Here is an 18,970-nt window from a genome sequence, read left to right on the forward strand (position 1 = left end):
CAATCTTGGGCAAGCCTTATGCTCCAAACCGGCCCCCTTCGCCACCCCTTTGCCTCTTCAGGCAGCAGGGCGGTCGGAGCCGGTCCGGGATCAGGCGACCGAAGACGTGGTTTCGGGCTGCTGCTCGAACTGACCGGAGAGCAGCATGGTCTTGGCCTTCGCGCGGGTCAGCTTGCCCGACGAGGTCTGGGGAAGCGTGCGGGGCGGCACAAGAATGACGTCGACATCCACGCCGTGCTGGCGGCGGAACAGACTCGTGACCTCGTCGCGGAGCTGGTTGCGGCTCTCATCCTCGGTCGCGCGGCACTGGACGAGTGCGACGATCTTCTCGCCTTCGTCGCCATCCACTGAGAAGACGGCCACGTCACGCGAACGCAGGCTCGGGATCTCGCTTTCGGCGGACCATTCCAGATCCTGCGGCCAGATGTTGCGGCCGTTGATGATGATCAGGTCCTTGGCGCGGCCGGTAACGACGATCTGGCCATTGAGGTGATAGCCAAGATCACCCGTGTTCAGCCAGCCATCCGCATCGAGGACGGCCTCGGTCTCGTCGGGACGGCGGAAATAGCCGCACATGAGACTCGGTCCACGGACATAGACGGTGCCGACCTGCCGGTCCGCCAGATCATGTCCTGCGGCGTCGCGGACTTCGATCTGATGATCGGGAAGGGCCTCGCCGCACAGGACGAAGGTCCGCAGCGGATGGGACGGATCGTTGGAAGGCTCGGCAATGCCGTCCTTCTCAAGGCGGCGCAGATCGATCGTGTCGGTCTGGATGCCGGTGTTGAGCGGGGCGAAGCTGATGGCAAGTGTCGCCTCGGCCATGCCGTAGCTCGCGACGAAGGAGGTGGCCCGAAAGCCGTTCGAGGCGAAACGCTCCGCAAAACCTTCGAGGATATGATGGCGGATCATGTCGCCGCCAATACCGGCAATGCGCCAGCACGACAGGTCGAGATCGGCCTGACCGCTGCGGCGGGAGCAGAGTTCGTAGCCGAAGGACGGGCTGTAGGCGATCGTGCCGCGGTTGCGGGAAATCAGGTCCAGCCAGACATGCGGACGACGCGCGAATTCGCGGGTGGGCAGAAGGTCGACGGAAAGCTGACAGGTCAGGGGCGTCAGGAAGAAGCCGACCAGCCCCATGTCATGATAGAGCGGCAGCCAGGAGACGCAGCGGTCATCGCGCGGGTCTTCGGCCGGATAGACGTGAAGACCGTCGCGGGCGATGGCGCGGGCATTGGCCATGCCGGCTGCCTGCGTGACTGAAACACCCATCGGAAAGCGTGTGCTGCCCGAGGAAAACTGCAGATAGGACAGGGCTGTCGGGGAGATTTCTGGCAGCTCGACGCGGGCTTCGGCGTGACGGTACAGATCGGCCGGCGAGCCGCCGAAGACCAGATCGAGACCATCGACGATATCCGCCGTCCAGCTTCCGATCACGTCTGGCACCACAACGGCGCGGGCCGCAGCGCTCTGGATCATGCCGCGCAGCGTCGTCACATAACCCTCGCGTCCGCCGAAGGCGACCGGCAGGGGGAGTGGCGCCGGGACTAGGCCTGCATACTGGCAGCCGAAGAAGATCCGGGCGAAGTCCCCATCGCTTTCCGCCACGATCGCAACGCGATCGCCCGGGACCAGACCAAGACCCAGCAGGCGGCAGGCCATGGAACGGGCCTGCTCGCGCAGCAGACGGTATGGCAATGCCTCGAGAAGCTGCCCCCGGCCGGAATAGATGTTGAATCCGCTCTTACCCTGGGCCGCGTAATCAAGGGCGGCCGCAAAGCTGGGGAAATCTCCGTAGCGTCTTTCCAGGCCGGAGCGGCTTGGCGTCGGAACGGGATTGGCGGTTGGGTTCTGGTTGGCCTCGGTCAAACCTGGACTAGCTCCGTTTGGATTACCTGACATCAGGCAGCCCTTTTCAGAAAATCGACAATTGCATCCGCGGCAGCGGGAGCAGTGGGCTCATCGCCCAGTGTTTCGAATGTCTCTAATACATATTGGCGCTGCGCCTCAAGAAAACGAGGATGCGTTTCGAAAGCATTCTCTATCTTGGAGCCCAGATCCGATACATTTTCCGTCACTGGCCCCAGCGTCCAGAACTGGTAGTTCGGATTTCCATGCCATTTGACATGGTGGGCGTTGAGAAAGAGACAAGGGCGCGGGCGGATCATGAACTCGGCCACCTGGCTGCTGACATCCCCCAGATAGAGGTCCGCCCCCATCGTATAGGTCATGTCGATGCTCCGGTGGCTCCCCGGGTCGATCAGCATGTGTGGCAGATCTCCATACTGGCGCCTCAGGGCTTCCCCCTCTTCGCGGTGATTGTCGAAGAGACGGAAATGCGGTGCGAAAACAAGATTGTAGCGATCCTGCGTGGCAAAGAAACGCAGGACCTGATGGCCCATCTCCGGCCATGAAGACAGGCGGGGCAGGAAATGTGGATTATACAGGATCGTCGGCCGGTCGTTGTTGAAGAGCTTTGGCCGTTTCGCGTCCATGCGCCGTACGAGATCAAACTTGGCATAAGTGCCTCGATGATAGGCGCCGGGGCGGATGATGCCCTTTTCGAGCATGCGCTGTTCCACCTTGCGTCCGGGAACCAGCAGGAAATCGAACTTCCCGAGATGGCGGGCAAAACCGATCGCCCGGTCACCGGCGCCATGGCCCGTCCAGATCATCTTCGGACGCCGCACGCCCATGCGGCGGAGTTGCAGGGACGTCGCTTCCGGCACGATGATCGCATCGAAGGTCCGGAAATAATGCCGGGAGGCGAAAAGCCCGATCAGGCGGTCCACCACCCGAAGCCCGTGCAGTTCGATCCGGCGGCGGAGCCTGGGGGAGATCGGGAGCAGATCGAACTGCACCCGGGCTTCCGGATAGAGCGTGGCCAGTGAGCGTGCCAGTTCGAGATGGCTCACGGTCAGGCATGAGACATGGACCGCGACGTCAGGATGACGCGCGGAAACTTCCAGTGCGATCGGCAGGGCGTGCAGGGTCTGGTGACGCTGGCCGATGAGGGGAAAAGCTACCTTCATGCCGCAAGTCCCCCGGACTCCAGTCTCTCAGGGCTGCGGGCCGTGCGGATCACGAAGACAAGCTGGATCGTGATAAGAAGGGTGACCCCACATAACGTCGCCGGCCCGACGCCACTCAGTCCGTAATGACGAACCATCATCACCAGGGCCGGGAGGAAGAAGGTACATTCCAGAATACGGGCGCCGATTGCGGCGCCGGAGCGGTTCGTCGTGAACAGCAGCGGCTCCAGCGGCAGGCCCCAGACGGTGACCACCTCAGCGGCCAGCAGCCACAGCGTGACGGGGAGGGCCTCTGTCGCCCCCTCGTGGCCGATATAAAGCTGAAGGAGCGGGCGTCCGGCGAACAGTGTCAGCAGGAGCAGGGCCGTACCGATTCCGCCAGCCATCAAGGCAATCTGGCCGGTCAGGCGATACAGCCGGTTCATGGCCCTGTCGCGCCACAGCCGGGCCATTTCGGGATAGACGGTCGTCTGGATCAGGGTCGCGGGCTTGGCGATCCCGGCCGCGATCTGGCTTGCGATCCGGTAATAGCCGGCGCTCGTCGGGCCGACGAAGGCGCCGACCACGAGGGTGCCGATATGGCCGAAGGCGAGGGCGAGCGTGGAATTGAGGTTCGTGTTCAGCGCGAAACGCCATATCCCGGGATAGGTGCGGAAAAACTGTCCGCTCAGGATTTCGGGCAGGATGCCGCGCATTTCATGAAAGAGGCCGCGGATCAGGTCCCGGCGATACATCTCGCGCGCCGCCATGAAAAAGATCGTGCCCCAGGCTGCCACTTCCGCTGCGATCCAGACACTGGCAAGCGCCGTCACGGATGCCCAGCCCAGAGCCATCGAGGCCGTACCGATTACGCGGACGATGGTGGCCACGGTGCCCTGTACGGCCAGCAGGTCGTACCGGTCGAAAACCCTCAGCAGGCCCGTTGCGGTAGCGGATGCCATGAAAAGGATGGAGACGCAGTAGACCACGCCGATGACGTGGATCTCAGGCGGCCAGCCCAGAAGATTCATGGCCAGAACGCTGATGAGAACGCCCCCGCCAAAACCCAGCAGACCGCCGGCACTGTCCAGCAGCAGACTGAAGGAGACGATTTTCTGGAAACCGCGACGGTCGCCCTGCGTTAGGGGGCGCAGGCCATAATGCAGAACGGTCTGCCAGGACTGGAAATCCACGATGTCGCCCATCGTCCGTGCGAAGGCGTACATCATCGCGACGAGTCCGAAGCTGTAGCTCCCCAGCAGATGGGTCGCCATCCAGATATGGATGAGGCTCAGCGGAGCGTTGACTGCGCGTCCTCCCAGAAGGACGCCCAGATTGCTCATGACGCGCTGGACACCGCCGGGTCTTGCAGCCTGAGAAGACGATGAGTCGTCTGACATCAATTTATGGAAACTTTCGTGACAGTCTTGCCGTTAACTCCGTTGGGCACCAGAAATAGGCGTTTCCCCGGAAATCTGAACTCACTTTTTGTGACCGAAGATTGCATTCGCATGCAACGCATGGCGTCTTGTTGCGCAGAATTCCCGATGTGAAAAGTCCGGTGTGAAAAGAAGGGCATGACATTGCTTCATGGGACTGGAGTGCCATAAGAAAGCATTGCAGTCTTTTGGGCAGCCTCATGCAAACAGTTTTTCAGGACGCAGCATCGGCACGGGCCGGAGCGTGGCTGGGTGTCAGCCTTCGGGCCATCGCAGAAAATTATGATCTCGTTGCCGCTCTTGGCGCCGGCGCGGAATGTGCGGCCGTCGTCAAGGCCGATGCCTATGGGCTGGGCGCGGATCGCGTGGCGTCTGTTCTGGCTGCACGGGGGGTGGGAACATTCTTCGTGGCGCATCTCGACGAGGGGATCGCCTTGCGGGCCACGCTTCCCGAAGTCCGCATTTTCGTGCTGCATGGCTTCATGCCGGGCTGTGAAGGCAGCATGCAGGCCCATGGCCTGATTCCCGTTCTCAACGATCTCGAACAGATTCAAAGCTGGCAGCGATTTTGCAGGGAAAGGGGCTGTGCTTTTCCCGCAGCGCTCCAGTTCGACACCGGGATGTCCCGGTTTGGCCTGAGTAATCAGGACCTTCAGGAGCGTTCGGTTTTCGAAGGGCTGAACCTGCAACTGGTGATGAGCCATCTGGCCTGTGCGGATACGCCGGACAATCCCGCCAACGCGATGCAGCGGAAGCATTTTGTTGAAATGGCCGCCTGCTTTCCGGGCGTACCGCGCTCCCTGGCGGCTTCTTCGGGGATTTTCCTTGGCCCGGACTACCATTTTGAGCTGATCCGTCCGGGTGCTGCCCTTTATGGGATCGCGCCTTTCGAAGGGAGCCGCGCCCTGAAGCCTGTCGTCTCGCTCGATGCGCGGATCGTGCAGATCCGGACGGTGCAGGCTGGAGACCGCGTCGGATACGGGCTGGGCTGGACAGCCACGAAGCCCACCCGGATCGCCACGCTGGGGCTTGGTTATGCGGACGGGTTCTTCCGGGCCCAGGCCGGGCAGGGCGCTGTCTGGTATGGGCAGACCCGGCTTCCGGTCATCGGACGTGTCTCGATGGACAGTATTTCCGTTGATCTGACCGATGCGCCTGCCGGTCTGAAAGCGGGGGACGTGCTGTCGGTGCTGGGACCGGCGCAGGATGTGGATGCGCTGGCGCGTTCGGCAGGGACGATCGGCTACGAGGTCCTGACGGCGCTGGGGAGCCGTTTCCACCGTGACTATGTGTCGGATGACTGAGCCGGGTCAGACCGATTTGCGGATGGAAAACGAGATGGTCCGTCCGAGCGGGTCGAGAAAGGCCGGTTCATAGCCGGCGGGTGTGATGCCCAAGCCGTTGCGGGCGCGGATGCGGCTGTTGAACAGGTTGCTGACCGAGACCATGACCCGGAAATTCCTGGCCCAGTTCCGGTTCTGCCAGCGGGGGATTTCTCCCAGATCGGCGAAGGCCGTCATATCCACGGTCGCCAGATCGCTGAAGAACAGGCTGTTGGCGTGGGAGCTTGCGAGGGTGGAGGTCGCGGACTGCCATTTGGTGACGAGGCGGAAGCCCAGTCCGTTCTTGAAGACGCCTCCCTGAAGCTCGACTTCATGACGTGGCTGCCCCCCGGTGCCCCCAAGCGTTCCGCCATTGAGCAGATCGATTGGCGGCAGGCCCGAGCGAAGCTGTACCGTGTCCTTGAGGCGCCAGACCTGCGTCAGAACGATGTAATACCGGCCGCCAGCGCCATGTTTGCCACCTTTTCCTTCGGGCTTTTTCCCGAGAGGTCTGGAAAACGAGAAGGTCGCGTTCCATTCATTGCGCTTTTCCATGAGCGCATTGACGGGGCGGATATCGACGACATTCAGGATCCCGTCCGAATTGCGCTGGTAACGGTCCGGAAAGGCTTCCTCGATGGCCGCCGTCGCGGTCGGCAGGCTCATGACCGGGTTGTGGTTGCGGTCCCGGACATAATTGACATGCAGCCGGGCGCCGTCGAGGAAGGTCGGGGAAAGGATCGTGCCGATACTGATCTCGTGCCGGTCCGCCGCGCGCAGGTTCCGGTTGCCGCCCGAAATGGTCGTCACCTGTACGGAGCGTCCCGTGACATAGTCATAGGTCGTGACGTTGGGGGTCTCGATCTGCGGGGCGACGAGACTGGTGGCGCTGGGCGCTTCTGTCCGGTCGGTCACGGAGAAGGGGAACTGGACCCAGGAGACGGGCTCCCATGTCACGCCGCCGCCGATCGTCCCGAGCGTTCCGAAATGGGACACCTGACTGACGGCGCCGTTGACGTTCGCATCCAGCTTTCCCAGGAACGACAGGACATGCTTGCGCGCACTGGCAACGGGAATGTCGCCGTTGATCTGAAGGGTGCCGACATACCGGCTGATATGGGTCCGTTGCAGCTTGCCCTGGTTGATGGATGTCGCGTTCTGTTCGGTCAGGGTTCCGGTGGGGGCAATGCTGGTCGAGACATCGCCGGCGGGCAGGGAGAACAGCGGGCCGGAGACCAGACCGCTGATCCTGCCGGTCGTGCCGGTGGTATGACCCTGATTGACCAGCCGGCTGTTCAGCCAGCTCCGGTCCACTTCCGAGAACGGATCGAAATCGGTCAGTCCGGCTGTCAGGGCCGTCTGGGCGGCGCTCAGATCAAGCCCGGTCTGGCTGTTGGTCGCGGTGATGGAGCGGTCGAAACTTCCGGTGCTGTTCCACTTCCAGTTCCCCGCGTCGCCATTGAAATTCAGCCCGGCATGAACGGACTCCGTATGGGATCTCTGCTGAAGCGCGGAGACGTTGGTGTAGTCCCGGTACAGGAGCGTGTCCTGCGAGAACGGTGAGTAAAGGCTGCCGGACGGGAGGGTCAGGATGCCGCGGGCCGGTCCCTGAAGGCTTTCGGAATTGCTATGGGTGTAACTGGCGTTGAAGGAGGCGGAGACGCTCCTGAAGATCTGGTCCGCATAGACCCCGTTGAGTTTCAGCTCATGCGTTCCGGGTTGAAGGCTGTAATCCGAGGCGTCTGAACTGACATGCGGTGCATTGGCATAAGTCGTGAAATCCTGAAGGGTCGGGATCTGCCTCGATGCGAGCGACGGCACGCCAGCGGACGTCACGCTCTGCCCGACGAGCGCATCAAGCGCCGGGTCGAGACTGCCGCCATCCGTGGATGTGACGTTGCCGGCATTGGAATAGAGACTGCTGGCGGAAGGGGGCGTGACGCCACGGTCGCTGTCCAGAAGACGCGCCTGTGCCTCATAGCGTGCGCTCAGATTGATCCGCCGCTCCCCGGAGAGCTTCGTGAAGCTGGCGCCCAGAACACCGTCATCGCCTCCGCCATCCGTGGAGGTGCTGCCATAGGCCCGCATCCGCAGGGCCCGGAAATGCTTTACGGTAATGATGTTCACCACGCGCTCGTCAGCCGGATAGCCGTAGCGCAGGGCTTCTTCCTCGGTGAAGATCTCGACCCGCGCGATGGCCTCGAAGGGAAGGTCATTGACGTCCTGCATCCCCGAAATGCGCTTGCCATTCAGCAGGACGACCGGCGTGTTGCCGGTCGCGCCGCGTCCTGAACGGGTTTCCGGCGCAATGGCCGTCAGCAGATCCGCTGCGGTATCGACACCATAAGAGCGGATTTCATCGGCCTGGATCCGCATGATCGGCCGGGCGTCGCCAAGCACGGCGTTGGCAGATTTATGGGCTTTGACTTCGATCTTCTCGCCGCCATTGATGGACGTAGAGGATGTGGTCACGGTCGCCGCGCTGCTCCGGATGGTGGATGGCCTGGTGAGGGTGTTCGCAGCGGTCTGCGCGAGGGCGGACGGAGCGGAGAGGAGGCTGCCGAGGCTCCAGACGAGACCGAGAGCCGGACACAGCCCCGGCCGTGCCGGTGCTGCCGGGGGGTTCAGGTCATGATCTGGCATGCGCGCACTTGCCGGCTCCTGTGTCTTGTATGGGCCTGAAATGTTTGCGTCGGATGCAGAATGTCACGAATCTGAAATATCGTCGTAACAGAGGACGGCCATCTGGAGCCGTTTCTGGCAGATTTATGTTACGGTGTCGAGCACAAAGGACCGTTCAACCCGGAATCATGTTCCGGTTTCGCATCATGTTCCGCCGCGTTTCCTCATCGAGAATGGCACGGATCTGGCGGGTCAGTTCGGTGGCATCGGTATATTTGCGGCCATAGGTCAGATTGAACGTATGGTCGAAATCATCCGGATTGAGACCGGCATTATGCTGGCTGATGGTCTCGATCTTGTCGAAGGCCTTGGCCAGCCGGGCTTCGGGAGAGGCCGCGTTTTCATACTCGTCCCACAGCGCGAGAAACTCGGCCTGAAGCTCGTTCGGAAGCGGTGCCATGATCGTCAGCAGATCCTCGCGTTCCTGCGCGGACTTGTTGGCCGAGGCGTGCAGGGAGATCGCGGGCACATCGCCGTGGATGGCTTCCCCCAGATCATGAAGGATGCAGATTTTCAACAGTTTCAGAAGGTCTATGCCCTCAAGCTGGTCGGCAAAGGTCATGACCAGAAGGCAGAGCGCCCAGGTATGCTCCGCCGTGCTTTCGGTCTGGCCGCCATGGGTGTAGGTCCGTCTCAGGATGTCCTTGAGGCGTGACGCTTCCCGGAGAAAGTCGAGACGCTTTTCAAGATCGCCTTTTGTCATGCTGGGGTCCTGTCTGTGGCGATGCGCATCGCGGCGGTGGCGGAAGCCTCATCCGACCAGCACATGCAGGACTTCATATCCCACAAAGACCGCAGCGACCAGAAGCCCCAGTAACACAAGAAAACCGGGCCCCTCCTGAATGGACTTGAAGATTTTTACCATCAACCGAGCCATGAAACCTCTTTCCTGAAAAGAAGTGCGGTCCGGGAGCGCCAGTCAACAGGACCTCTGTTCGCGAACGGTTATAGCATTTCCACGCATCGGTCTGCCGGAATATCCCTGCAAAACGCGGGACTGTCATTGTCCGTTACGTTCCTGTCCTTGAGAATACCGCATTTCATCCGGCATTCTCGGAACCGAAATATTGCTGATGGAGCATCTTATGAAGAAGATTCTTGCTGTGGCTCTCGGAGCCGGCCTGACCCTGTCTCTGACCGCCTGTGACGGCCCTTATGATGACCGTCGCGGCGGCGGGCATCACCATCATCGTGGCGACGACCGCGGTTACGGTCAGGGTGGCATGGGTGGCGGCCAGGGTATGGGCGGCATGAATGGCGGCGGCATGGGCGGCGGTCAGGGGGGACAGGGCCGCTGGTAACAGCGCCCGCCGGGACGTGTCGGGCAAAGGCACGTCCCGCAACCTGAAGGCACGGAACTGCCGGATTTGACCTTCCGGCCAGCCTGTCGCTGAATGCGGCACGCAAGCGTCTCCCCCGATCCGGAAAATCCGTGCCTCGATGAACACCCAGACTCACCCTTCCCGCCCGGATTTCTCTCAGGACGGCGGCTGGTTTCCCATTTCCATCCGGCTTTCGGGCGCGCGGGTCCTGCTCGTGGGCGGCGGAGAAATCGCCGTCAACAAGGGAGGGCTGCTGCTCGATCACGGAGCGCGGATCGACGTCCTGGCCGAAAAACTGCACCCGGTCATGCACGGCTGGGTTGAGAGCGGCAGGGTCCGTCATGTGGGCGAACGCGCGGATGAGGCGGTGTTGCGCCGTCTGCTTCCGGGCTGCCGGCTGGTCTATGCCGCGACCGACAGCCGGGATACCAACCGTCAGGTTGCGGCGCTCGCTGATGCACTGAATATCCCTGCCTGCGCGGTGGATGATCCCGGGCCTTCCAGCTTCATCACGCCTGCTCAGGTGCGCCGGGGCATGGTGCGCGTGGCCGTCTCCACCGGAGGCGCGGCCCCTGTTCTGGCGCGCCGCCTGCGCGAACAGATCGAGACACTGCTGCCCGAAGGCACAGGCCGTCTGGCGGCCTATATGCAGTCGCGTCGGGCGTTCGTCTCGGGGCGCTATCCCAATGTTCAGGACCGCAAACGCCTCTGGGAGGATTTTCTGGATGATCCCGGCGCGGAAGCCGCGCGCTCTGGTGATGAAAGCCGGGCGGATACGCGTCTGGAGGCGCTGCTGGACGGGGAGCGCAAGTCGGGAGAGGTCTGGCTCGTCGGGGCTGGTCCCGGTGATCCGGATCTGCTGACCCTCAAGGCGCTGCACCTGATGCAGAATGCGGATTCCGTTCTCTACGACAACCTGGTCTCACCGGCGCTGTTGGACATGGTGCGGCGGGATGCCGAACTCGTCTTCGTCGGCAAGCAGCGGGACCGCCATGCCCTGCCACAGGACGACATCAACCGCGAAATGGTTCACCGCGCGCAGGCTGGCGAGCGCGTCCTGCGTCTTAAGGGCGGTGATCCGTTCATTTTCGGGCGCGGCGGTGAGGAAATTGAAGCTCTGGTCGAGGCCGGGGTTGCGTTCCGGCTGGTTCCGGGCATTTCCGCAGCCAATGGATGTGCCGCCTATTCCGGCATTCCCCTGACGCATCGGGACTGCGCGCAGGCCTGCCTGTTCGTAACCGGGCATGCAAAGGCCGATGGTGTTCTGGACCTGCCCTGGGATGACATGGCCGATCGCCGCCAGACTGTTGTGATCTATATGGGGATTTCGACCCTGCCGCAGCTTGCCGCTGGACTGCTGGGAAAAGGGCTGCCGGCTGACTGGCCGGTGGCGGTCGTGGAACGGGGTACGCAGCCTACACAGCGGGTCTTTACCGGAACGCTGACCACCATCGCGCAGCAGGCGGCGGAGGCACGGGTGAAATCGCCCGCTCTGGTGATTGTGGGGCAGGTGGTCCTTCACCGGGTCATTTCTCCCTGACGCGATCTGCATGGCGAGAGGAAACTGTCTTTCAGCCATGCTTTGAACGCATATCGCTCCGTATGATCCTGCGGGTTGCTCACGGGCTCACCTGCCTGTGAAACTTCTGTTCTTTCAGTCACATCGCGTTTCATAGTCCGGAGCCCCATGAGCACAGTTGCGTCCATTATCGTCTCGATCGCAGAGGAAATGCGCACGGCCTCCGAACGGGGTACGGTCGCCAATTACATTCCCCCGCTCGCACGGGTGGATCTGAACCGGTTTGGCATGGCCGTTGTGGGCATGGACGGGGAGACGCATACGGTCGGGGATGCGGAAGTCCCGTTCTCGGTCCAGAGCGTGTCCAAGGTTTTCAGCCTGAGTATGGCGCTCAATGCCATGGGTGACGAACTGTGGGGGCGGGTGCGTCAGGAGCCGTCGGGCAGCGCGTTCAATTCCATCGTCCAGCTTGAAAACGAACACGGCATACCCCGTAATCCGTTCATCAATGCGGGTGCCATTGTCATCGCTGACATTCTGGTCTCGCGCTATGGCCGCGAGAATGCCCAGACACGTCTGCTGGAGTTCCTGCGTCCGCTGGTGAGCGATCCGTCCTCGATCGACATCGATACCGATGTCGCCCGGCAGGAACGTGAGACCGGTTTTCGCAACATGGCGCTGGCGAACTACATGCGGACCTTCGGGAATATCCGCAATGTGGTCGAGGACACGCTGGATTTCTATTTCCATCAATGCGCGCTCACCATGAGCTGTCATCAGCTGGCGCAGGTCGGGACCTGTCTGATGACGGGCGGCCGGAACCCGCTCACGGGCGAGAGCATCATGTCGGAGCGCAATGCCCAGACGATCCTCGCGCTGATGATGATGTGCGGCCATTATGACGGCTCCGGCGCCTTTGCCATCCGTGTCGGTCTGCCGGGAAAATCCGGCGTCGGGGGCGGCATCCTCGCTATTGCGCCGGGTGTGGCGTCTATTGCCGTGTGGTCGCCGGGACTGAACGCGCAGGGCAACTCCCTGCTGGGAACGCGTGCGCTAGAACGGCTTGTGCAGCATACGGGCTGGTCGGTTTTCCGCGCGAACCCGTGGGTCGCCAATCCGACCTGACGCTCAGCCCGCCAGCGTGTCGTAAAGCAGCTTGAAGTTCAGCAGCAGGATCAGTCCGGCAACGCCCCATGAGATTATGCGAACGGGTGTTGAAATCACGAACTCGCCCATTTTCCGTCGGTCCGAGACGAACATGACCAGCGGTATGACGGCAAAGGGCAGTTGCAGCGACAGGATAACCTGACTGGCTATCAGCAGATCGCCCACGCCCTGGTTGCCATAGATCAGCGTGACGATCGCCACGGGCACGATCGCCAGCCCGCGGGTCAGAAGACGCCGTGCCCAGTGCGGGATGCGGAGGTGCAGGAAGCCCTCCATGATGATCTGTCCGGCCAGCGTGCCGGTGATCGTCGAGTTCGTGCCTGCCGCCAGAAGAGCGAGTGCGAACAGCGTGGACGCCATGCCAAGCCCGAGGATCGGGGAAAGCAGCCTGTAGGCATCCTGGATTTCCGCTACGTCCTGATGGCCGGAAGTGTGGAACGCTGCGGCCGCTACGATCAGGATCGCCGCGTTGATGAACAGCGCCAGCGTCAGGGCAATCGTGCTGTCCCAGGTCGTCCAGCGGATCGCGTCCCGGCGGCCGGCCGGCGTGCGTTTATAGGCTCGGGTCTGCACGATCGAGGAATGCAGATACAGATTATGCGGCATGACCGTGGCACCGATGATGCCGATGGCGACATAGAGCATGCCCGGTGTCGTCACGATTTTCGGATCGGGAAGGAGGCCGGCCAGAATGCTGTGTACGGGCGGGGCCGCGGCGACAATCTGGATGCCGAAACACAGTGCGATGATGCCTAAAAGCGCGATCACGAACGCTTCCAGATACCGGAAGCCCCGGTTCATCAGCAGCAGCACGACCAGCGCATCCAGAATGGAAAGCAGCGCGCCGCCCAGAAGGGGGAGCCCGAACAGAAGCTGAAGCGCCACCGCCGTGCCGATCACTTCCGCCAGATCGCAGGCGATGATGGCCAGCTCGCAGGCCAGCCACAGCACGATGTTCACGCCCGGCGAGAAATGATCCCGGCACGCCTGCGCCAGATCCCGCCCCGTCGCGATCCCGAGGCGGGCGGAAAGCGCCTGAAGCAGGATCGCCATCAGGTTCGACAGCATGATGACGCAGAGCAGCGTATAGCCGTAGCGCGATCCGCCCTGAAGGTCCGTGGCCCAGTTGCCTGGGTCCATATACCCGACCGAAACCATGAACCCCGGCCCCACAAAAGCCAGGAAGCGCCTGAACCAGGATGCGTCCGCTCCCGGAACCCGGATGCTGGAGAAGGCATCGGGCAGGCTCGGGCGGATGGCCGGGGATGGCACGCGGGGTGAAGAGGTGTCTGACATCAGGAGGGTATTCAATCCCATCGGAGACGAATATTCAATGTGCTATATTGATGAGTATCATGAAAAACGAGGATATTGGGAAAACGTGATGGATCCTACTGGCACACATGTCGGGAATGTTTTATTCCGCCGTGAATAATGTTTTTGGCATGGAGGTACAGGACGGCGCATGGAACGGAAAAGACGTCTCAGGGATATCGCGCCCAAGGAGACGCTGCCTGACGTCGAAACCCATTCCGAAGGGTTCCGCGCCAATCGCGAGGCGCGGCGCAATGTGCTGGTCGAGGACTATGTGGAACTGATCTCGGATCTGCTGTCCGAGGGGCAGGAGGCCCGTCAGGTCGATATCGCCGGGCGTCTGGGCGTGTCACAGCCGACGGTGGCGAAGATGCTCGCCCGCCTTGCGACGGAGGGCTATGTGACGCAGAAGCCCTATCGGGGTGTTTTCCTCACGCCCGCCGGGCAGGACATGGCGGACAGGGCGCGGCACCGGCACCGGATCGTGGAAGCGTTCCTGCTGGCGCTGGGCGTGAGCGAGGAAAATGCCCGCGTCGATGCCGAAGGCGTGGAGCATTATGTCGGCAGCGAAACCCTTACCCTGTTCGAAAAGGCGCTCCGCGGAAATCTGAAACAGTTCATGCAGGCGCTGCCCGACGCCTGAGAACGGGAGTCAGGTGCAGATTTCGAGCTTCACGTCGTCCTGCGCCAGGGCCTTGGCAATGGACGGCTTGAGATGGGAGTCCGTCAGAACCCGGTCAAACTCCGACAGGGACGCCAGACGGTGCAGCCCGCCCTTGCGGAACTTCGTGCTGTCCACCAGCAGGACGCACTGATCCGCGATGTCCATCATGGCCCGCTTGACCTTCACCACGTCCTGATCGTTCTGGAACGCGGTTCCGTTGTGGATGATGGATGTCGAGAGGAACATCATGTTCGCCCGCAGCGACTGTGCTGCCTGTTCACAGACCAGACCGAAAAATGCGTTGCGCGGCGGATTGTAGTCGCCGCCAAGACAGATCAGCTTCAGGTTGGGATAGGGCGATAGTGCCTGGATCACGCCGACGGCGTTCGTAATGATCGTCAGGGGGGCCAGAGCCGGGAGCAGGGGCAGCATCGCGGCGACGGTCGTGGAATCGTCCAGAACCAGAACCTGCTCGGGCTGGATCAGCGAGATGGCTCGCTGGATGATGGCGTCCTTGAGATCCGTCGCCCGCGAGCGGCGGAAATTGACGGTTTTCTGTGTTGTAACCTTGTTGCGCAGAACGATGCTGCCATGCAGCTTGTCGATCAGACCCTGCTGGACCAGCGCATGCGCGTCGCGGTGGATCGTCATGCGGCTGACATCGAAACGCTCGGCCAGACCTTCGATCGTAGCGCTACCGGTTTCGAGAAGAACGTCGAGGATCTGTTTTTGGCGGGCCGAATTATCCCGTCGTTTTGAACTCTGCGGCAAGGCGGTGGGGATCACGGAGCCCGGACCATCAGTCATGTCTCAAATCGATTCCTGAGCGTGAAAGCAAACAGATGACTATAAAATCACATTCATCATATCAGGCCGGAACAGGTCTGTAACGTCTCATGAACACAATCCGTCCTTAAAAAGGTGATTATCCGGCCTCGCTGGCGATCCCCAGGACACGCGCCGTGTGCTGGCGCAGCGTTGCGCAGGCTGCTGCATCCCGTGTCAGATCCACGCCATAGGCGGGGAAAACCTGCCGCAGACGAGGCAGCCAGTCGCCTTCCATGAGGCGCTCGGGGAAGCAGTCCTGCACGACCTGAAGTGCCACGGAGGCCGCGATGGAGGCGCCGGGGGAGGCACCCAGCACCGCGACAAGAGAGCGGTCGGCGTTTTTGACGAGTTCGGTGCCGAAGCGGAGTTTTCCGTGCAGGCCGCTATCGGGCCGGATGATCTGCACCCGCTGCCCGGCCACGACCTTGCTCCAGTCCTCGGGGCGCGCGGTCGGATAAAAGTCCAGAAGGGCCCGGAAACGCGCCTCGTTGGTCTGGATGACCTGTTTCACGAGATAATCCAGCAGGCCGAGATTGTCTTTTCCGGCCGTCAGGGCAGGAATGATGTTTTTCGGCGTCAGGGAGCGGAAATAATCCGTCCACGACCCGCTTTTGAGAAATTTCGTGGAGAAACCGGCATAGGGCCCGAACAGCAGGCAGGATTTTCCGTCGATCACACGGGTATCGAGATGCGGGACGGACATGGGCGGGGAGCCGACGGGAGCCTTGCCGTAAACCTTGGCATGATGCTGGCGTGTGATGGCCGGATCAGTGCAGCGCAGCCAGAGTCCGCTGACCGGGAAGCCAGCATAATGCGATGCTTCGGGGATGCCGGACGCCTGCAGAAGCGGCAGGGCATTGCCGCCTGCGCCGATGAACACGAAGCGCGTCAGGACCGTTGTGGCGTGACCGCTTTCAGTATCCGTTGCCGTAACACGCCAGCGGCCGCCTTCGGTTCGGGTCAGATCCGTGACGCGATGGTTGTAGTGGATGGAGACGTTACGGTCGGTCTTGAGCGATGCGGTCAGGGCGTGGGTCAGGGCACCGAAATTGACGTCTGTGCCTTCTTTGATGCGCGTGGCCGCGATGGGCTGTGTCGTATCGCGTCCAGCCATGGCGAGCGGGGCCCATTGCGCGATGACGGCCGGGTCATCGCTATATTCCATGTCGGCAAAGCAGTGATGGGCGACCATGGCCTCATAGCGGGCCTTGAGGAACGCCACATTCTCCGCACCCCAGACCAGACTGATATGCGGGCAGGGCTGAACGAACGCGGCCGGATCGGCAATGCGGCCTTCACGCACCCAGTGGGCCCAGAGCTGCCGGGAGAGGTCGAATTCCGTATTGACGGCCAGCGCCTTGGAGATATCGACGCTGCCATCCGCGCGCTGGGGCGTGTAGTTCAGTTCGCAGTTGCCTGCATGTCCGGTCCCGGCATTGTTCCAGGCATAAGAGCTTTCCTGCCCGCAGTCGGAGAGGGTTTCGAACATCACCATCGAAAGCGACGGGTCCAGCTCGCGCAGCAGGGCGGCAAGCGTGGAGCTCATGATCCCGGCGCCGATCAGGACGATATCGGGGCAGAGGCTGGAGAGTGACGGCATGATGCTGAAATCCGGCAGGGCTGGAAAGAAAGGCGGCTGAAAGATCTCCGAAAGCTCAGCCCGTGTAAACAGGCCCGGGCGGCAGGAGTTTGCCGGGGTTGAGGATATGGTGCGGGTCCATCGTGTTCTTCAGGGCGCGCATCACGCTGAGGCTTCCTGGCCCATGCTCGGTTTCCAGAAACTCCAGCTTGCCCATGCCCACGCCATGTTCCCCGCTGCACGACCCGTTCAGCGACAGGGCGCGGGCCACGATCCTGCGGTCCAGATCCAGGGCACGCTGGTGCCCTTCGGGAGTGTCGTCCGTGATGATGAGCGTATGGAAATTGCCATCGCCCACATGACCCAGAAGAGGCGCGCGCAGGCCGGAGGCTTCAATATCGCGATGCACGCTCTCGATCAGTTCGCCCAGACGGGAAATCGGGACGATGCAGTCCGTGGAAATAACGCGCGCTCCCGGAACGATGGCCTTCGCGGCCCAGTAGGCATCATGCCGCGCCTTCCACAGGCGGGTGCGGTCTTCGGGACTTTCGGCCCAGGCAAAGCCCAGACCGTTATTACCGGACGCAAGGGCTTCTGTCGTCTCGACCTGCTCGCGTACGGCTGCGGGCGAGCCCGTGAACTCAAAGAATAGCGTGGTCAGGGGCTGATATTCGTTCAGGCCGGAATACTGGATGGAAGCGGCCATCTGCACACTGTCCATCAGTTCCACGCGGGTGATGGGGATGCCGCACTGTACGATTTCCATGGCGGTCTGAATGGCGTCATGCAGGTTCTCGAACTGACAGATCGCGGCCGAAACACTGTCCGGTCGCCCGTGCAGGCGGAGCTGGACTTCGGTAATGATCCCAAGCGTGCCTTCAGACCCGACGAACAGTGATGTCAGGTCATAGCCGGTGGATGACTTGCGAACGCGTCCGCCGGTGCGGATGATTTCGCCGGTTGCGAGAACAACCGTCAGGCCCAGCACATTTTCTTTCATCGTGCCGTAGCGCACGGCGGCCGTGCCTGAGGCACGGGTTGCGCACATACCGCCGATCGTGGCTTCTCCGCCCGGATCGACCGGAAAGAACAGGCCGGTATCGCGGATTTCCACATTCAGCGTTTGCCGAGTGATGCCCGCCTGAACCCGGCAGTCCAGATCCTCGGCGTTCAGCTCCACGATATCCGTCATGCGGGACAGATCGAGGCTGATGGCCTGTTCGGGAGGCACGACATGGCCCTCCACTGAAGTGCCAGCGCCAAATGCTACGACCGGCACCCGCCATTCATGGCAGTGCTTCAGGATGGTTGCGACATCCTGTGTACTTTCTGCAAAGACCACGGCTTCGGGCAGGCGGGAGGCGTTCATGGCCTCGCCATGGCTGTGCTCTTCGCGAACGGAGGGTGCCGTGCTGATCCGCTCGCCCATGACGGGCTGGAGGGCTTTGAGAACGGCCTGAAGGCGGTCCGGAGCGGAGGCGGAAGAGGTGGTCATGACTGGTTCCGGCATGAAGAAAGGATGCCCTTCATAAGCCGGATCGGAGCCCTGGGAAATATCTTCGGATCAATATGGGGGTATAAAATGGAATAATCTGTCGGCAAATGAATACACGATGCAAGATCAGATATTATCCGTGACTATCGCAGGAAAATATTGCTTGCCCGGCTGACGAAGATATAGGTCCGGTAATCGTCCTTGTTGTTTACGATGATCCCCTGTTCCAGATCCGCGCCAACCTTCATGGCCGATCCGATCACCAGGATCTTGCGGTTCAGGACCATCTTGCGGAAATCGCCGCCGAAACGGATATCGGCATTATAGGCCACGGCGGACGTGATCTGCACGGCGACATTGGCCCGGTCTAGATAGGAATCTTCCGAATTGAGGAAGACCATCTTGTTGAAGACATTCACGCTTTTCACGGTCATGACGAACGTGCCGGGCACAACGGTCCGGTTTTTGGTCTCACGCAGGGTATCCGCCGGGGTCAGCCGCTTCTCAAGGACCAGATCACCGGAACAGGCAGTCTGCGCGACCAGCGACGTGAACAGGGCAAGTGAAAGAAGGGTTTTGCGGACGGTCATCTGAATATTGCTGCCGGCTGTGAACATGCCGGGTCGAG

Annotated in this window: 16 protein-coding genes; 5 read left to right on the plus strand and 11 right to left on the minus strand. The window is 61.7% G+C overall.

The genetic code is table 11. The features are described 5' to 3' along the window. Positions 1-90: 90 nt before the first annotated feature. From GFJ39_RS03615 to GFJ39_RS03625, 3 genes are read right to left on the minus strand one after another with little or no spacing between them, the layout of a single operon-like run. Positions 91-1,902: a fatty acyl-AMP ligase gene (locus tag GFJ39_RS03615; protein ID WP_194285276.1), complete on the minus strand. Its 1,812-nt coding sequence runs from the start codon at positions 1,900-1,902 to the stop codon at positions 91-93. Continuing rightward, positions 1,902-3,032 carry a sensor domain-containing protein gene (locus GFJ39_RS03620; RefSeq protein ID WP_153429895.1) on the minus strand — a complete coding sequence of 377 codons (1,131 nt, stop codon included), beginning with the start codon at positions 3,030-3,032 and terminating at the stop codon, positions 1,902-1,904. The genes GFJ39_RS03615 and GFJ39_RS03620 overlap by 1 nt, the downstream gene beginning before the upstream one ends. After that, complete coding sequence (locus GFJ39_RS03625) at positions 3,029-4,411, minus strand: lipopolysaccharide biosynthesis protein (RefSeq protein WP_153429898.1); 1,383 nt, start codon at positions 4,409-4,411, stop codon at positions 3,029-3,031. Before GFJ39_RS03625 ends, GFJ39_RS03620 begins: the two co-directional genes overlap by 4 nt. A gap of 239 nt (positions 4,412-4,650) precedes the next feature. On the opposite strand from GFJ39_RS03625, the gene alr reads away from it, so the two are divergent. Then, positions 4,651-5,754: an alanine racemase gene (gene alr, locus GFJ39_RS03630; RefSeq protein WP_153429900.1), complete on the plus strand. Its 1,104-nt coding sequence runs from the start codon at positions 4,651-4,653 to the stop codon at positions 5,752-5,754. Between the two features lie 6 nt (positions 5,755-5,760). On the opposite strand, the gene GFJ39_RS03635 is transcribed toward alr, so the two are convergent. The 3 genes from GFJ39_RS03635 to GFJ39_RS14430 all read right to left on the minus strand — a co-directional run bounded on the left by GFJ39_RS03635 (position 5,761) and on the right by GFJ39_RS14430 (position 9,331). Beyond that, positions 5,761-8,415: a TonB-dependent receptor gene (locus tag GFJ39_RS03635; protein ID WP_153429902.1), complete on the minus strand. Its 2,655-nt coding sequence runs from the start codon at positions 8,413-8,415 to the stop codon at positions 5,761-5,763. A gap of 154 nt (positions 8,416-8,569) precedes the next feature. Continuing rightward, the gene (locus tag GFJ39_RS03640) at positions 8,570-9,157 is read right to left on the minus strand and encodes an HD domain-containing protein (RefSeq protein ID WP_153429904.1); all 588 of its coding nucleotides are present in this window, start codon (positions 9,155-9,157) and stop codon (positions 8,570-8,572) included. 48 nt (positions 9,158-9,205) lie between these two features. After that, the gene (locus tag GFJ39_RS14430) at positions 9,206-9,331 is read right to left on the minus strand and encodes a hypothetical protein (protein ID WP_267902330.1); all 126 of its coding nucleotides are present in this window, start codon (positions 9,329-9,331) and stop codon (positions 9,206-9,208) included. 208 nt (positions 9,332-9,539) lie between these two features. Between GFJ39_RS14430 and GFJ39_RS14025 the strand changes: the two genes are divergently transcribed. The 3 genes from GFJ39_RS14025 to GFJ39_RS03655 all read left to right on the plus strand — a co-directional run bounded on the left by GFJ39_RS14025 (position 9,540) and on the right by GFJ39_RS03655 (position 12,420). Then, positions 9,540-9,755 carry a hypothetical protein gene (locus GFJ39_RS14025; RefSeq protein WP_194285277.1) on the plus strand — a complete coding sequence of 72 codons (216 nt, stop codon included), beginning with the start codon at positions 9,540-9,542 and terminating at the stop codon, positions 9,753-9,755. A gap of 139 nt (positions 9,756-9,894) precedes the next feature. Next, positions 9,895-11,316 (plus strand): siroheme synthase CysG, encoded by a 1,422-nt coding sequence (gene cysG / locus GFJ39_RS03650; RefSeq protein WP_153429905.1) that lies wholly within the window; start codon positions 9,895-9,897, stop codon positions 11,314-11,316. 147 nt (positions 11,317-11,463) lie between these two features. After that, positions 11,464-12,420 (plus strand): glutaminase, encoded by a 957-nt coding sequence (locus GFJ39_RS03655; RefSeq protein ID WP_153429907.1) that lies wholly within the window; start codon positions 11,464-11,466, stop codon positions 12,418-12,420. A 3-nt stretch (positions 12,421-12,423) separates the two neighbouring features. Here the strand turns inward: GFJ39_RS03655 and GFJ39_RS03660 are convergent, their stop codons facing one another. After that, positions 12,424-13,758: an Nramp family divalent metal transporter gene (locus GFJ39_RS03660; RefSeq protein ID WP_228391771.1), complete on the minus strand. Its 1,335-nt coding sequence runs from the start codon at positions 13,756-13,758 to the stop codon at positions 12,424-12,426. Positions 13,759-13,927: 169 nt separating this feature from the next. Here GFJ39_RS03660 and mntR point away from each other — a divergent pair, with 169 nt between their 5' ends. Beyond that, the gene (mntR, locus tag GFJ39_RS03665) at positions 13,928-14,419 is read left to right on the plus strand and encodes a manganese-binding transcriptional regulator MntR (protein ID WP_011253581.1); all 492 of its coding nucleotides are present in this window, start codon (positions 13,928-13,930) and stop codon (positions 14,417-14,419) included. A 9-nt stretch (positions 14,420-14,428) separates the two neighbouring features. Here mntR and GFJ39_RS03670 read toward each other — a convergent pair whose 3' ends face one another. The 4 genes from GFJ39_RS03670 to GFJ39_RS03685 form a co-directional block, all read right to left on the minus strand. After that, on the minus strand, positions 14,429-15,247 hold the full coding sequence (locus GFJ39_RS03670) for a DeoR/GlpR family DNA-binding transcription regulator (protein ID WP_062455291.1): 819 nt from the start codon (positions 15,245-15,247) through the stop codon (positions 14,429-14,431). A 118-nt stretch (positions 15,248-15,365) separates the two neighbouring features. Continuing rightward, the gene (gene mqo, locus GFJ39_RS03675; protein ID WP_153429911.1) at positions 15,366-16,868 is read right to left on the minus strand and encodes a malate dehydrogenase (quinone); all 1,503 of its coding nucleotides are present in this window, start codon (positions 16,866-16,868) and stop codon (positions 15,366-15,368) included. Positions 16,869-16,923: 55 nt separating this feature from the next. Beyond that, positions 16,924-18,342 carry an FAD-binding oxidoreductase gene (locus tag GFJ39_RS03680; RefSeq protein ID WP_153429913.1) on the minus strand — a complete coding sequence of 473 codons (1,419 nt, stop codon included), beginning with the start codon at positions 18,340-18,342 and terminating at the stop codon, positions 16,924-16,926. A 143-nt stretch (positions 18,343-18,485) separates the two neighbouring features. Next, positions 18,486-18,970, minus strand: a 485-nt coding sequence (locus GFJ39_RS03685) for a hypothetical protein (RefSeq protein WP_228391772.1), incomplete at its 5' end; no start/stop codon positions are given.

The organism is Gluconobacter aidae, from assembly GCF_009547075.1.
Classification (GTDB): Bacteria; Pseudomonadota; Alphaproteobacteria; order Acetobacterales; family Acetobacteraceae; genus Gluconobacter; species Gluconobacter aidae.